Raw genomic sequence first — 14,407 nt, 5'->3', positions numbered from 1 at the left:
AGGAGGAGGGGGAGGAGGGGGCGGTCAGACGGGACGTCGGTTGCTGATGGCCCGACCGAGAGTGACCTCGTCGGCGTACTCGAGGTCGCCGCCGACGGGCAGACCGTACGCGATACGGCTGACGCGCACGCCCGCCGGGGCCAGCAGGCGGGCGAGGTAATGGGCGGTGGCCTCGCCCTCCACCGTCGTCGACGTGGCCAGCACCACCTCGCCGACGCCCTCCAACCGCCGCTCGAGCGCGGAGATCGTGAGCTGGTCGGGCCCGACCCCGTTCATGGGGCTGAGGGCGCCCTGGAGGACGTGATAGAGGCCGGCGTACTCGCCCGAGCGCTCGATGGCGAGGAGGTCTGCCGGCTGTTCGACGACGCACAACAGCCCGCGGTCGCGGCGCGTGTCGGAGCAGACCGCGCAGCAGGGCGAACCCGCGCTCATGACGTTGAAACAGTTCGGGCAGGGCTCGAGCCCGGTCTTGGCGTCGACGAGGGCCTCGGCCAGCGCCCTGACCTCTTCCTCCGGTCGGTTGAAGAGGTAGAAGGCCAGCCTCTGGGCGCTCTTCGGGCCGATGCCGGGCAGGCGTCCCAGCTCGCGGATGAGGGTAAGGAGCGCGGAGGGGAAGCGGACGCTCAAGCCGCGCTCTCCTCAACCGGGTGAAGCCTGATCAGAGCATGCCTCCGAGGCCGCCCAGGCCGCCCATCCCGCCCATGGCCGCACCCATCTCCCGCTCTTGCAGTTCCTTCGCCTTGCGCTGCGCTTCGTTCACGGCCGCCGTGACGAGATCCTCGAGCATCTCGACGTCATCCGCGTCGACGACCTTCGGGTCTATCCGCACCTTGGTGACCGTGCCGTCGCCTGTGGCCTCGGCTCGTACCAGCCCGGCTCCGGCCGAGCCCTCGACCGTCATGCCCGCCAGCCGCTCCTGAGCCTCGGCCACTTTCTGCTGGGCGCGCTGCGCCTCTTTCATGAGCTTCTGGATGTTCACCTGTGCTCCTTCGGTCCTCGATGAGGGTTGGTTCGGTCCACCTTTAGCCGGCCGCCTCAGGCGTCGTCGCCCGGGCCATCCTGCTCGTCTCGAACATCGTAACCGGCGGTGAAGGCGTCGTCGGTTCCCTCCGAGGCGGTCGGCGCCGCTTCCTCGCCGCGCCCTGGTCTGAGCGCGACCACTTCCAGGACGCGGCCCGGGAACAGCGTCTGGACCTCCGCGAAAGCCTTGCCCTCGGGCGTGTCGGAGGCGACGGCGGGGGAGGCGCCTGCCGAGCGGGAGGGCTTGGCGGGCGCGCGTCGCTTCGGTTTGGGGGCGGGCACGGGCTCCGCGGCCTTTCGTGCCGCAGCGGGTGGCTCATGCGCTGCGGGCGCCGTGTGGGCCGGTGCTTGCGACTCGTCCCACAGGTCGCCTGTGGCGCCGCCGAACGAAGACTCGACGTCGTCCGGGATGAGGTCGTCGACCTCGGGTGCGGGCGGAAGCTCGGTGGGTGGCGGCGCCGTGGCCGCAGGCGGCTCGGCGGCGGGCGGCTCGGCGGCGGGCGGCTCGGCGGCGGGGGGCCCGGCGGCGGGGGGCCCGGCGGCGGGTGGCCCGGCGGCGGGCCGTGGCTTCGTGTGCCGCTTGGTGTTCGGGGGCGCTTGCGAGGGACTCTCGGCGGACGCCGCGGTCTCCGCGGCTGCAGGTGGGCCAGGAGCGCGTTCGTCCCGGGTTGCCTTCGGGGCGGCGGTGGGGCGCCCCGTCAGGCTTTTTTTGAACCACCACCGGCGGCCGGCTTGGGCGCCCGGGTGACGCCCCCCGGTCCGTCGATGACGAGCTCGAAGCCCGGACCGGCAACCTCGGCCACCAGCGCGGCGAACTCGTCCAGCCGCAGCAGCAGCTGCTTGTGGTGGAACTCGTTGGCCTCGGGAAAGATGACCCGGATCGTGTTCTCGCCTTGCTCCACGCGAGCGGGTGCGAGGAAGGCCTTGAGGCGGACGTCCGCGCGGCTCCTGACCGCGTGCCACGAGAACGCGGCGGCAGAGGCGGCCGGCACGGTGGCCGGCGCGGTGGCGGCCTGCGGCGCTTCGACCGCGCCCACGGCGTCGGGATGGGGGCCGGGGGATTCTGGTGCCGGGGCGACCGTCTCAGGCGGCGGGGCCGTCGTTCGACTCGCGTCTGCTGCTTGCGCCACGAAGGCCGCGGGCACGTTGGCGCAGAGCGCGTTGCGCGCCTTGATCAGCGCCACCTCCAGCGAGTAGAGGTCGTCGTGCCGCACGAAGCGCTCCTGCTCGTCGTCGAGGGCGTGCAGGAGCCTCAAGAGCTCGTCCTCGCCCAAGGACAGCCAAGGTTCGCCGGCCAGCCTCGCGTGCAGGGCCGCCCGCAGGGTCCGGGCGAGTTGTTCCGCCAGCGTCCGCGGGGCGAAGCCCGCGCGGTAGAGCAGGCCGGCCTGCTCCAACAGTTGGGCGAGGTCGCCCGTGGCCAACCCTTCGGCCATCGACCGCAGCCGCTCCTGGGGCGGCAGCCCCAGGGCGTCCTCGGCCCGCTGCAACGTGATGGCCTCGCCGCTGGCCAGCAGCCTGTCCAGGAGCGACTCGGCGTCGCGCATGCCGCCGTCGGCGCTGCGCGCCACGAGGTCGAGCGCCGAGGTATCCGCCGCTACGCCGGCGGCGTTGGCGAGGCGGGCGAGTTTGCCCACGATCTCGGCGTTGGTGAGGCGCCTGAAGCGGAAGTGCTGGCAGCGCGACAGGACCGTCGGCGGCAGCCGCTCGGGCTCGGTCGTCGCGAGGATGAACATGAGGCCCGGGGGAGGCTCCTCGAGGGTCTTGAGGAGGGCGTTGGCGGCGGCCTTGCTGAACATGTGAGCCTCGTCGAGGATCCACACCCGAGTGCCCCCACGCATGCTCGAGAGCATGGCCCGCTCGCGCAAGTCGCGCACGTCCTCGACCGAGTTGTTCGAGGCGGCATCGAGCTCGATGACGTCGGGATGCGCCCCCGACTGGACCAACCGGCACGACTCGCACTTGCCGCAAGGACGCTGCTCCAGCGGCGCCTCGCAGTTCACGGCCATGGCCAGGAGCCGGGCGCTGGTGGTCTTGCCCACGCCGCGCGGTCCGGAGAAGAGGTAGGCATGGCCCACACGCGAGCGTGCGATGGCCGACGTCAGGACGTCCTTGACGTGATCTTGCCCGACGACCTCGTCGAAGGTGACGGGCCGCGCCCTTTGGTATAGAGCCGACATCTCGGCAAGGAGTCTACCACCGGCCCCCATTCGGGGCCGTCCTGCACCGCGTCGGGCGCGGCTGTAACATCGGCTCATGCAGAAGGCGAGGGCGGCCACCAACGACATCGCCCTGGCGCTTGGCGGCGGCACCGCCCGCGGCCTGGTTCACGTCGGCGTCCTGAAGGCCCTCGACGACCGCGGCCTGCGCCCGACGATGCTGGGGGGCACCTCGTTCGGCGCGATCGTTGCCGCGCTCTACGCCGTGTGCGGGAACGGTTATGAACTCGAGCGGATAGTGCGCGACCAGGACATGGCGGAGTTGTGGCGGCAGGGCATCGACTTCGGCTTGCACCGCGGAGCCCTCATCCACGGGCGCCGGCTGCGCGACTGGCTGGACCGTAAGTACTTCATGGGCGCCTCCTTCGAGGACGTGGAGGTGCCGCTGGTCATCGCCACCACCGACCTGGCGACGGGCGAGTTGGTGCCACTGAGTTCAGGATCGATAGCCGACGCCGTGCGCGCCAGTTGCGCGCTGCCCGGCCTGTTCGCGCCGGTGCACTTGCAGGGGCGCTGGTTGATCGACGGCGGCTTCGTCGAGCCGGTACCCTTCTCGATTCTCGCGGGCTCCGGGGCCTCCTTGAAGCTGGGCGTTCACGCCGGTGTCGACGTGCGCCGCTCGAGCGTGGTGCGGGCGATAAGACGCTTCAACGCCACCGCGTTCGGCCGCGAGTTCCTGCGCCGGGGTAAGCACGCCAAGCCGCAAGGTCCGTTCGGCCAGATCTACCGAGGCCTCGCCATCTCGCTCGCCTCCTACAGCCGCGATCTGCACGTGCCTCGGGGCGCCACGCTGCTCCGCGTCGAGCCGCACATCGCGTGGTGGGACTTCCATAAGTCGCCCGCGGCCATCCAGGCGGGGGAGAGGGCCATCCACGACCTGCTCGAAGGCGGTTTTCCGAAGCCGCGCGGCGCGGTACCCTTGGCTCGATGACCAACCCCGATCGTTCGCTGTTCCCCGCGCTCGTCACCTCTTCCTGGTGGGGGCCGTTCGTCGCCCGCCGCGAAGCGAGTTCCTCGGGCGACGACCTGCCGGTGGCGCTGGCCGCGAGCGGTCACCCCGATCCGGCGCTGGCGATGGCACACACGCTCCTCGCGCACCGCTCCGTTCTTAGCGATTACGCTACGCGCCCCGTGCCCGACGGTCTCAGGCTCTTGCTCCGCGCCGAGCTCTGGCGGCTGGGCGAGATGCTGCGGCGCATCCACCGCCCCAACCAGGGTGCAGCCGCGGGGGTGAAGGCTCCAGTACTCGAGGACCTGGCTGCCCCCAACCTGGACGAGGAGGCGGCCGAGATCGTCGGCAAGCTGGCCGCCGCCCTGCTCACCGCCAAAGCCGACGAGCTTGCGGAGGCCTTCCTCGGTCTCTTGCGGCGGGTCGGCAACGGGCCTTCGGCCATCTATCCGGTCCTGACGTGGCGCTCGGGGGTACTCGAGCCCGTGCGGTACCCTGACCGGCCGTCGTGGGAGTCGCTCGTCGACCTGGAAGGACCGCTCGAGCGGCTGGCAAGGAACACGGAGGCCCTCCTGGCGGGCAACAGAACCAACGATTGCCTGCTGTACGGCGCCCGGGGCAGTGGCAAGTCGACCGCCGTTCGCGGTCTCGTGAGCCGCTACTCCGCGCGCGGTCTGCGCCTCATCGAGGTTCCCTTGGACGCTCTGGAGGAGCTTCCGGACCTGCTCGAGGAACTGCGGCCCCAGCCGCTGAAGTTCGTGTTGTTCGTCGACGACCTGACGTTCGAGGGCGACGACTCGCGGCACCGCCCACTCAAGAGCCTCCTGGAGGGCGGGGTCAGGCGCCGGCCCGACAACACCGCCCTGTACGCCACCTCCAACAGGCGCCACCTCGTGAAAGAGCGTCTCAGCGACCGCCCGGACCCACTCGACGACGACGTTCATGCCTGGGACACGCACCACGAGCGCCTGGCCCTGGCCGACCGGTTCGGACTCGTGATCACCTTCCCCGGCGCCGACCAGCGGCGGTACCTCCAGGTCGTGAAGTCGCTGGCGGGCAGCCGAGGCCTGGCCGCCGGGCCCGAGCTCGACGAGGGAGCGCTGCGCTTCGCCGAGTGGAACAACGGCTACTCCGGTCGGACGGCGCGGCAGTTCGTGGACAGCATTGGAGAGCCGCACCAGGCCGAGTGACCCGGCCGTAGCAGGGCGTGCGACCCTTTCGCGCCGGGGCGCGCACGGCTACCCTGGGAAAGTATGGCAAAGGCGAGATCCACTGTGCCTCCGGGTTCGACCGATGACGCGCCGGGGCCCTGGGCAGTCGACGCCGGCGAGCTGACCGAACGCTTCGAAGTGGACCCGTCGCGGGGCCTGAGCGGCGCCGAGGTAGAGGAGCGTCGCCTCCTCTACGGCCCGAACAGCCTCGAGTTCAGGGCCGAGCGCGCTTGGACGAGCATCCTCCTCGACCAGTTCAAGGGCGTCCTCGTGCTCCTGCTGGCGGGCGCGGCCGTGCTCTCCGCAGCGTTCGGCCAGTGGGCCGAGGCGGCCGCCGTCATGGTGGTGCTTCTGCTCAACGCCCTCATCGGGTTCGTCACCGAGCTCAGGGCCGTGAGGTCGGTGGAGGCGCTGAGGCGCCTGGGCGTCTCCCACGTCCGGGTGAGGCGCGAGGGCCACCTCGAGACCGTCCCTGCCGACGAGCTGGTGCCGGGCGACGTGCTGCTCGTGGAGGGCGGCGACCTGGTGGGCGCCGACGCGCGCGTGTTGAGCGCGAGCCGCTTGGAGGCGGACGAGTCCAGCCTGACCGGCGAGTCCGTGCCCGTCTTCAAGGAGCCGGCGAGCGTGCCGGCCGCCGCGCCGCTTCCGGAACGACGTTCGATGCTCTACAAGGGCACACCCGTCACGCGCGGGGCGGGCGAGGCGCTGGTGGTCGCGACGGGGATGGACACCGAACTCGGGCGGATAAGCCACCTCGTCGACCAGGCCGCCACGGCCGAGAGCACGCCGCTGGAGGCGCGCCTGAGTGGGCTGGCGCAGCGCCTGGTGTGGTTGACGCTCGCCGTCGCCACCCTGATAACCCTGACCGGGCTGGGCAGCGGCAAGAGCTGGTTGGTCCTGCTGCAGACCGCCGTCGCGCTGGCGGTAGCCGCCGTACCCGAGGGCCTGCCCATCATCGCCACCCTGACGCTCGCCCAGGGCGTGAGGCGCATGGCGCGACGGAACGCGCTCGTCAACCGCCTCTCCGCCGTCGAGACGCTGGGCGCGACGAGCGTCATCATCACCGACAAGACGGGCACCCTTACCGAGAACCGGATGAGGGTGGCGGCCCTGTGGCTGCCGGGCGGCGAGGTCGCCATGGCCGGAGACCCGCCCGGGGTGGGGCAGCCGGCGCCGGCCGCCTTCCGCGGCACCGGCCAGGCGCCCGAACTCGCCGAGCAGCTGAGGCGGGCCCTTACGGCGGCCGCGCTGTGCGCCTCCGCGGAGCTTCCGGAGCCCGGCGGCGTAGGAGGTGAGGGCGTAGAAGGCGGGAGCGCAGACGGGGAGGGCGTAGAAGGCGAGGGCGTAGAAGGCGAGGGCGTAGGAGACCCGCTCGAACTCGCGTTGTTGCGTGCCGCTCGCTCCATGGGCATAGAGCGCGCCGACCTGCTCGCGAGTCACCCGGAGTTGCGCCAGGAGGCCTTCGACTCGGAAACGCGCTTGATGGCCACCACCCACCGCCGACACGACGCGGAGGGCAACGCTCGCGCCTGGGTGCTGGTCAAGGGGGCTCCCGGCGAGGTCATCGCGAAGTCGACCAGCGTGAGCGCCGGAGCGGCCGACGGGGCACGGAACGCCATCGGTGACGCCGAACGAAGGACCTGGCTAGCGCGCAACCGCGAGCTGGCCGCGCGCGGGCTGCGCGTGCTCGCGCTGGCCGAGAGGGTGACGGACGCGCCGCCCGACGGCCCGTACGAGGACCTCTCGCTGCTCGGTTTGGTGGCCCTCGCCGACCCGCCGCGCGAAGACGCCGCAGCGGCCATCGCCGGCTGCCACTCGGCCGGCATCCGGGTGATCATGGCCACCGGTGACCAGGTCACGACCGCTCGCAGCGTGGCGGAAAGCGTGGGCCTGAACGTGGCCGGCGGGGTACTCGACGGCAACGACGTCGCCCGACTCCTCGCCGCGGGCGAAGAGGGCAGTACGGAACTGCTCGCCACCAACGTGCTGGCGCGGTTGGCGCCCGAACAGAAGCTCGAGCTCATCGAACTGCACCAGCAAGCGGGGAACGTCGTCGCCATGACCGGCGACGGCGTCAACGACGCCCCCGCGCTGCGCCGCGCCGACATCGGGGTGGCCATGGGCCTGCACGGCACGGAGGTGGCGCGCGAGGCCGCCGACATGGTCCTCCTCGACGACGCCTTCGGGACCATAGTGGCGGCGGTCAAGGAGGGGCGCGTGATCTTCGACAACATCCGCGCGTTCGTCGTCTTCCTCCTCTCCTGCAACCTCAGCGAGATACTCGTCATCGGCTTGGCCGGGGTGGCAGGCCGGCCGCTGCCCTTGCTGCCACTGCAGATCCTCTACCTCAACCTGATCACCGACGTCTTCCCGGCACTGGCCCTAGGCGCGGGCCGCGGCGACAAGCGCATCCTGGAACGCCCGCCGCGCCCCGCCGCGGAGCCCCTCATCGCGGGGCGCCACTGGCGCACCGTCTTCGGCTACGGCGGCCTGCTGACGCTGTCGACGCTTGGCGCGTTCCTGGTGGCGCTCGAGCTCCTTGGCGCCAGCGAGGGCGAGGCGGTGACGGTGGCGTTCCTCACGCTCGCCCTGGGCCAGCTCTGGCACGTGTTCAACATGCGCGACCCGGGCAGCTCGTTGCTCAACAACCAGGTGACGCGCAACCGTTGGGTGTGGGCCGCCACGCTCCTGTGCACGCTCCTGATCGCGGTCACGGTGGCGTTCCCGCCGCTGCGGCAACTGCTGAGCATCGAACTGTTGGACTCTCGGGGGTGGTGGCTGGTGATCGGCGCCGGCCTCACGCCCATGATCGTCGGCCAGGTCGGCAAGGCGCTCGGCCTGGGCAAGGTCTCCTGAGCCGGCCGGCCGGCCCGGCCTAGGGCGCGCTTGCCGCCAGGGCCGCCGCCAGCCGGTAAGAGTCGCCGCGAGTAAGTGGTCCCATGGGCTCCGCGAAGTCGGCCAGGCCGGCGGCGCGCAGGTCCTGCCAGGAGGCGCTGGGGGGGCAGTGGTCGAGCAGGCAGGCCGCCAACGCCAGCAGGGGACCGGCTACGTCGGCGCTAAGTGGTGCGGTCCCGTCGCCGGCGGTGAGCTCCTCGGCGAGGCCCACCAGGGCGGCGCCCAGGCCGGGCCGGTAGTAGAAGCGCGTCGCGACGTGGCTGAGGAGGTAGGCGAAGGACAGTGCGCTCACCCGACCATCGAGTTCGGGGTCGTTGTCGTAGCCACCAACGGCCAGGCCGCGTGCGAGCAGCACCCTGAAAGCGGGGTAGGCCGGGTCGGCAACCGGGCCCACCGCCATGCGCTGGCGCACCTCGGGCAAGAGCGCCCCGCGCCGCAGGAGGTGGGCGCGAACCACCCCTATCAACGCCTCGCCTTGCGCCACCTGGCTCGCCGGCACCCCCTGGCGCACGGCGGTGGCCGCTGCCACCCCCGCGGCCTCGGCCATGGCCATGCCGAACGGAACGACGCGCGCCGACGCGAACGCCACCGGATCGTAGCCGGCGCTGCGCCCCACCACCCACAGGTCCTCGACGTGTGAGGTCGTCAGCATGCAGAGTCGCCCACCGTAGATGTCGGGCGCACCCCAGACGAAGCCCGCGTCGTGAGGGGTGAAGCTCTGTGCATCCAGTGGATAGCCTCCCGCCGCCACGTCCTGGGCGGTCACGACGTTGGAGAGCGTGTCGTCGGCGCTGAGCACGCAGTCGGCGAGCAGGTGGCGCGACTCGCGCACGTAGAGTTCCGTGGCGGCGCCCGCCAGTCGCGCGTTGGCGAACCCCGCGAGGTTCTTCTTCAGGTAGGCGACGATCGCCTCGCCCTCCGCGAGGCCCTTGGCGCGGCCGGCGGCCAGGCTGACGGGGTCCAGCGGGTCGAGGCCGTAGAGCAGTAGGGCGTTCACCAGCACGCTGCCGTCTCGTTGCAGGCCGAGGTTGAGTCCCCGTAGGCGGGTGCCCTCCTGGGTGGGGACGTAAGCCGCCGGCATGCCGCCGAAATGGCCCCACGCGACCGTGCTGCTGATGCTCGCGTACGCCCGGCCACGCGCGCTGATCTCACGCCTGAGCGCCTCCCAGTCGACGCCGGCCACGTTGAGCACCAGGGTGTCGGCCTGGCGCTGGGCCACGCCGAACCGCTCCCAGCCGAAGTCGAATGGAGCGCCCGCCTTGGCAGCAAGGTCGGCGTTGGCGCTGGCGTCTATCACTTGCAGGGCGTTGACCGCGACGTTGCGTTCGGGGAGGAGGACCCCGCGCAAACCTTCGGCCACGACGCGGGGCTCGACCGGGCCTGCGCCCAGCCAGACCTCCACCCCCGCATCCGCCAGCAACCGGCCGAACGCATCCTCGGCCTGCAGCACGTCGAACGCCGATTTCGACCCCACCTGGCGCCACCAGCGCTCGAAGAACCCGCGCTGGTAGTTGAACGGCTGAGTGCGCATATCGAGCATGTTCAGCTCGCCCAGCACGAACAAGCCGCCAACGCGCGCGTCGCCCGACACGAGGAGCGTCCTTGCGCCCTCCTCCGCCGCGGCAACGGCGGCCGCCACGCCCTCCGGCTCGCTGCCATACACCACGACGTCGAAGTAGGCGGTGCCGCCGGCACCAGGATCGCTTGGACCCAGCGGCCTTTGGGCGCAGGCGACGGCGCCCCACGCAAGCACGCAGGCGGCCAATAGTGCGAGCGGTCTGCTCACCGTGGGCGCCCGGTACGGCCGCGCGGCACCAGTTCGTCGAGGACGGTTGCGGCCACGTTCGAGGCGGCGTCCGGCCTAGCGAGCTCGGCGCAGTTGGCCCGCATCTGCAGCAGGCGTTCCGGCGACTCCAGCAGCTTCCGCAGCTTGTGGCTGAAGGTGGAGATGGGCTCCACACGCACGGCCGTGCCGTGTTCGAGGAGCACGTTCGCGTTGGCCTCTTCCTGTAGGGGATAGGGGCTCACCAGCATCAGGGGCAGGCCGGCGGCGAGCGCCTCGCTGCTCGTCAACCCGCCGGGCTTGCTCACCAGTAAGGTGGCGGCGGCCATCCGCAAGGGCATGTCGCTCACGAACCCGCTGACCGAGAGTGTCACGGGCGCCTCCACGCGCTCCACGAACGACTGCGCCACGGCCCCCAGTTGTTGGCTGCGCCCGCAGACGACCATGACGTGAAGGGGCCAGCGGAAGCTCGTCAGTTGCTCGAGGATCCGCTTGAGAGTCGCCGCGCCGAGGCCGCTCGCGAGTAACAGGAGCACGTCCCTGTCGGGGTGTGTGCCAAGGGAGCTGCGCGCCGCCTCGCGAGACGGCAACTGCGAGAAGCCCGCGTCGATCGGGATGCCCGTGACCCGGACGCGGTGCTCGTCGACGCCGGCGGCCAGCAACTGCGCCCTCACGTCGTCGCTGGCCACGAAGTAGCGAGCGACCCCCGGTTGCAGCCAGAACGCGTGGGAGAAGAAGTCCGTGATGACCACGGCCTGGGGCAGCGGACGGTGGCGCCGCATGCGCCCAGACATGATCTCGGCACCAAGGAAGTGCGTGTGAACCACGACGTCCGGGCGGTAGCGCTCGATGATGCGCGGCACCTCGTAGGAGAGCGTGCGAGTGACGCGCGCGCGCAAGCGCTCCTGTACGGTCTTGTACTCGCTGGGCCTGCGGTCGAAGCGGCGCCCCACCCATTCCACCAAGTCGGGCATGGTCCGCACCAGGTCGAAGTACGCCTGGCGGTACAGGCGTCTGAAAGGAACCGCCGTGTGCTCCAGCAGGTCGACGTGCGCGGCGGTGGCGCCCTGAGCCAGGAACGCGGCCTCCAACGCCCGACCGGTGACGACGTGGCCGCCACCGATCGAAGCCGACAGAAGCAGCACGCGGGCCTGATCGGTCACCGCCGGAGCATAGCAAGCCGGCCGTCGCGGGGCCAGGCAGGCCATGACCGCGAGAAGTGCGCTCAGGAGCTTCTCAAGTACCGGGTGCTACCATCTCCTCGGAGGGTCTGATGCCACGAATCTGGCTGTTGGTCGCGTTGGTCGCACTCGTTCTGGGGGGCTGCGCGCCGACTTCGGTGATCAAGATGCACGACCTTTACCTCTACGGCTACCAGAACGCGCGCTACACGCACTTCTACGGGGAGCCGGGGCAGCTCCTCTACTCAGGGCGCACGCTCACCCTCACGGAGCCCGACCCGGGCTCTCGCAAGCTGCAAGTGCCCTTCGCCGTGCGTGGCGCTCTTTTCGTGGACGGCAACCCGTTCCTGCGGGAGAGCCTGACGCCGCTGGGCGTCGCCCCGGTCACGGTCAGCCGCATCGCGCTCACCACCGACTTGCAGGTGACGCTCGGTGCCGACGTGCAAGAGGTCGTCTACTACGACGGCCAGTCGTTCCTTCGCCTCATGCTGGAGGGTGAGGCGGGGACAGTCCAGCGTGTCGTCCCGCGGCCGCGCCTCAACGGTTTGCGCGGGCTGGGCGAGCTGAGCAGCGCGGAAGCCGACGCCCTCGCCGACGCGCTGCAGGCGCTTGGAAAGCCCTTGGCCATCGCGCTCTTGCCCAAGGCAGGCCTGCCGCCGCACCCCGTCGACGGCGTCGCGGAGCAACGCCGCACGGGCGTTTACGTGCAACAGGGCATCGGGGTCGACGAGTCCGCCTACCGGGCCGCACCGGAGGAACTGGTGTGGGACGTGGTGGCGCAGGGCAGCCAGGCCGTCGGCTTCCCCTCGGCCTCGTACCAACTCGTGTCCAACCAGGATCAACTCATCTCGCTCTGGCAGCGCGCCTACGGCAGCCAACTCACGGTGCCGCCGGTGCCGAGCCTCGACTACCGCCGCGAGACGGTGGTGGCGCTCTTCCTGGGCACCAAGCCGTCGGGCGGCTACGGCCTCGAGGTGCGGTCCGTGCGCGAGGAGGAGGGCGACCTGTACGTCGACCTGACGCTCACCGAACCCGCGGCCGGCTCCATCACCACCCAGGCCCTCACCAGTCCGTGGCTCATCATCCGCGTGCAGCGTGGCGGTTACGCGGCGGCGTGGCTCAGAGACGCCAAGAGCGGCGCCCTGATCGGCGTGGCGCGCATCTCCCCCTGACGCGTCAGGTAAGCGCCAGCGGGTCGAACAGCCGGCGGTACTCCTCGTTGGCGTAGCGGTCGGTCATGCCGGCCAAGTAGTCGGTGACGGCGCGTTCCAGCCCCAGGTCCCTGACCTGCTTCGACACGTCGGGCGGCAGCATGTCGGGTGCCTCGAGGTAGGCGTGGTAGATGCGCTCCAGGACCAGGTGAGCCTTGCGCGTCATGCGGATGAGCCGGTGGTGGAAGTAGAAGTTGGTGTAGAGGTAGTCCTTCAACTCGGCCAGCTGCTTGGTCATGCCCTCGGAGGGCGCGAGCAGTTTGGCGGGCGCCTCTCGCACGGCCGCCAGGCTGTCCACGCACTGCTCGGTGAGGCGCGCATGGGTGGCGTGCACCACGTCGGTGATGACGTCGCCGAGCAGCTCGCGGATGAGCACGTAACGCTGCGAGGAGTCGAAGCGCTCGGGGTTAAGGCCGAGCCGGCCGAACAGCTCGCCCAGGATCGGCACCTGGGCCACGTCCACGACGTCGAGGTGGCCGGACCTGAGGCCGTCGTCGAGGTCGTGGGCGTTGTAGGCGACCTCGTCGGCCACGTTCACCACTTGCGCCTCCAGCGACGGCTGGACGTCCGGCTCCCAGCTGGGGTCGGGAACGTCGTAGTCGGTCTCGTGCTTCATGATCCCCTCGAGCGTCTCCCAGGTGAGGTTGAGGCCGGGGAAGCCCGGATAGCGCCGCTCGAGCTTGGTGACTATGCGGAAACTCTGCCGGTTGTGGTCGAAGCCGCCCACGTTGGCGGCGAGGGAGTTGAGCGCCGTCTCGCCCGCGTGGCCGAAAGGCGGATGGCCGAGGTCGTGCGCCAGGGCGATGGTCTCGCTCAGGTCCTCGTTGAGGCCGAGCGCGCGCGCGATGCTGGTGGCGACCTGAGCCACCTCCAGGGTGTGCGTGAGGCGCGTGCGGTAGTAGTCGCCCTCGTAGTTGACGAACACCTGCGTCTTGTACTCGAGGCGGCGGAAGGCGCTCGTGTGGACCACCCGGTCGCGGTCCTTCTGGAAAGCGGTGCGGTACGCGCTCTCGCCCTCGGGGTGGATGCGGCCCCGCGACTCCGCGGCGAGGGAGGCATACGGCGCCAACGTCAGGCGTTCGTTACGCTCGAGCTGCTCACGCGTCATCAACATGATGGCGGTATCGTACCAAGCCATGCCCACGCTTCCCATCGATGACTTCCTGAAGACTTGCGTCCAGGCCGCCTACGACGCCGGCCGCCTGACGCTCGGCTACTTCGGCACCAACCCACCGGTGGAGTTCAAGGCCGACGACACCCCCGTCACGAAGGCCGACAGGGCGGCCGAGGAGCTCATAAGGGCGCGCCTCGAGGCCGCCTACCCCGACCACGGGATCGTCGGCGAGGAGACCGGCACGAGCGGCGAGGGCGCCTCACTACGCTGGTTCGTCGACCCCATCGACGGCACCAAGAGCTTCATGCGCGGCGTGCCGCTATACGCGGTGCTGCTGGGGTTGGAGGCCGAGGGCGAAGTGGTGGTGGGCGCCGCCTACTTCCCGGCGCTAGACGAGATGCTGTACGCCGCCAAGGGACGCGGCGCGTTCCTCAACGGGCGGCAGGTGAGGGTGCGCGACACGGCCACGTTGGCGCGCTCCTTCGTGGCGTTCACCGACGCGGGCTCCTTCGCGGCGCAGGGGCGAGGAGCGGCGTGGGAGCGCGTGCAGGCGGCCACCTACCACCGAGTGGGCTGGTCGGACGCCTACGGCCATGCGCTGGTGGCGTCCGGCAGGCTGGAACTGATGCTCGACCCGATCATGAACGCCTACGACGCGGGTCCGTTCGGCGTCATCCTGCCCGAGGCCGGTGGCTACTTCGGCGACTGGAGCGGCAACGCGGGCATCCACGGCGGCGAGGGACTCAGCACGTCGACAGCGCTCCTGCCCGAGGTGCTGAGCGTGCTGCGGGGCTGACGGCCGAACTCTTCCGCTCTGCGCCTACGGC

The 14,407-nt window shown here is 70.9% G+C and carries 12 protein-coding genes; 5 read left to right on the top strand and 7 right to left on the bottom strand.

What is annotated here, in order from left to right; translation table 11 throughout:
* Window positions 1-24 precede the first annotated feature (24 nt).
* The 4 genes from recR to dnaX form a co-directional block, all read right to left on the bottom strand.
* Window positions 25-627, bottom strand: coding sequence for a recombination mediator RecR (gene recR, locus ROY82_07725; protein MDT3682348.1), 603 nt, complete (start codon window positions 625-627; stop codon window positions 25-27).
* 31 nt (window positions 628-658) lie between these two features.
* Window positions 659-979: a YbaB/EbfC family nucleoid-associated protein gene (locus tag ROY82_07720; GenBank protein MDT3682347.1), complete on the bottom strand. Its 321-nt coding sequence runs from the start codon at window positions 977-979 to the stop codon at window positions 659-661.
* Window positions 980-1,035: 56 nt separating this feature from the next.
* Window positions 1,036-1,302 carry a hypothetical protein gene (locus tag ROY82_07715; GenBank protein MDT3682346.1) on the bottom strand — a complete coding sequence of 89 codons (267 nt, stop codon included), beginning with the start codon at window positions 1,300-1,302 and terminating at the stop codon, window positions 1,036-1,038.
* A 416-nt stretch (window positions 1,303-1,718) separates the two neighbouring features.
* Window positions 1,719-3,197 carry a DNA polymerase III subunit gamma/tau gene (gene dnaX, locus ROY82_07710; GenBank protein MDT3682345.1) on the bottom strand — a complete coding sequence of 493 codons (1,479 nt, stop codon included), beginning with the start codon at window positions 3,195-3,197 and terminating at the stop codon, window positions 1,719-1,721.
* Window positions 3,198-3,273: 76 nt separating this feature from the next.
* On the opposite strand from dnaX, the gene ROY82_07705 reads away from it, so the two are divergent.
* The 3 genes from ROY82_07705 to ROY82_07695 all read left to right on the top strand — a co-directional run bounded on the left by ROY82_07705 (window position 3,274) and on the right by ROY82_07695 (window position 8,252).
* Window positions 3,274-4,167 (top strand): patatin-like phospholipase family protein, encoded by an 894-nt coding sequence (locus ROY82_07705; protein MDT3682344.1) that lies wholly within the window; start codon window positions 3,274-3,276, stop codon window positions 4,165-4,167.
* Complete coding sequence (locus ROY82_07700; GenBank protein ID MDT3682343.1) at window positions 4,164-5,375, top strand: DUF815 domain-containing protein; 1,212 nt, start codon at window positions 4,164-4,166, stop codon at window positions 5,373-5,375. Before ROY82_07705 ends, ROY82_07700 begins: the two co-directional genes overlap by 4 nt.
* A 63-nt stretch (window positions 5,376-5,438) precedes the next feature.
* Window positions 5,439-8,252, top strand: coding sequence for a cation-transporting P-type ATPase (locus tag ROY82_07695; protein MDT3682342.1), 2,814 nt, complete (start codon window positions 5,439-5,441; stop codon window positions 8,250-8,252).
* Window positions 8,253-8,271: 19 nt separating this feature from the next.
* Here ROY82_07695 and ROY82_07690 read toward each other — a convergent pair whose 3' ends face one another.
* Window positions 8,272-10,077, bottom strand: coding sequence for an FAD-dependent oxidoreductase (locus ROY82_07690; GenBank protein MDT3682341.1), 1,806 nt, complete (start codon window positions 10,075-10,077; stop codon window positions 8,272-8,274).
* Window positions 10,074-11,237, bottom strand: a complete 1,164-nt coding sequence (locus tag ROY82_07685) for a glycosyltransferase (protein ID MDT3682340.1) — start codon at window positions 11,235-11,237, stop codon at window positions 10,074-10,076. Before ROY82_07685 ends, ROY82_07690 begins: the two co-directional genes overlap by 4 nt.
* A gap of 110 nt (window positions 11,238-11,347) precedes the next feature.
* On the opposite strand from ROY82_07685, the gene ROY82_07680 reads away from it, so the two are divergent.
* Complete coding sequence (locus ROY82_07680; protein ID MDT3682339.1) at window positions 11,348-12,427, top strand: protease complex subunit PrcB family protein; 1,080 nt, start codon at window positions 11,348-11,350, stop codon at window positions 12,425-12,427.
* 4 nt (window positions 12,428-12,431) lie between these two features.
* Here the strand turns inward: ROY82_07680 and ROY82_07675 are convergent, their stop codons facing one another.
* Complete coding sequence (locus ROY82_07675; protein MDT3682338.1) at window positions 12,432-13,604, bottom strand: deoxyguanosinetriphosphate triphosphohydrolase; 1,173 nt, start codon at window positions 13,602-13,604, stop codon at window positions 12,432-12,434.
* Between ROY82_07675 and ROY82_07670 the strand changes: the two genes are divergently transcribed.
* Window positions 13,603-14,376: an inositol monophosphatase family protein gene (locus ROY82_07670; protein MDT3682337.1), complete on the top strand. Its 774-nt coding sequence runs from the start codon at window positions 13,603-13,605 to the stop codon at window positions 14,374-14,376. The genes ROY82_07675 and ROY82_07670 overlap by 2 nt on opposite strands.
* Window positions 14,377-14,407: the final 31 nt, after the last annotated feature.

It is taken from the genome of Truepera sp. (assembly GCA_032027045.1).
In the GTDB taxonomy this organism is placed as follows: domain Bacteria; phylum Deinococcota; class Deinococci; order Deinococcales; family Trueperaceae; genus JAAYYF01.
The sequence above is the reverse complement of the archived record's forward strand: the minus strand, read 5'-3'. Positions and strand labels throughout refer to the sequence as shown.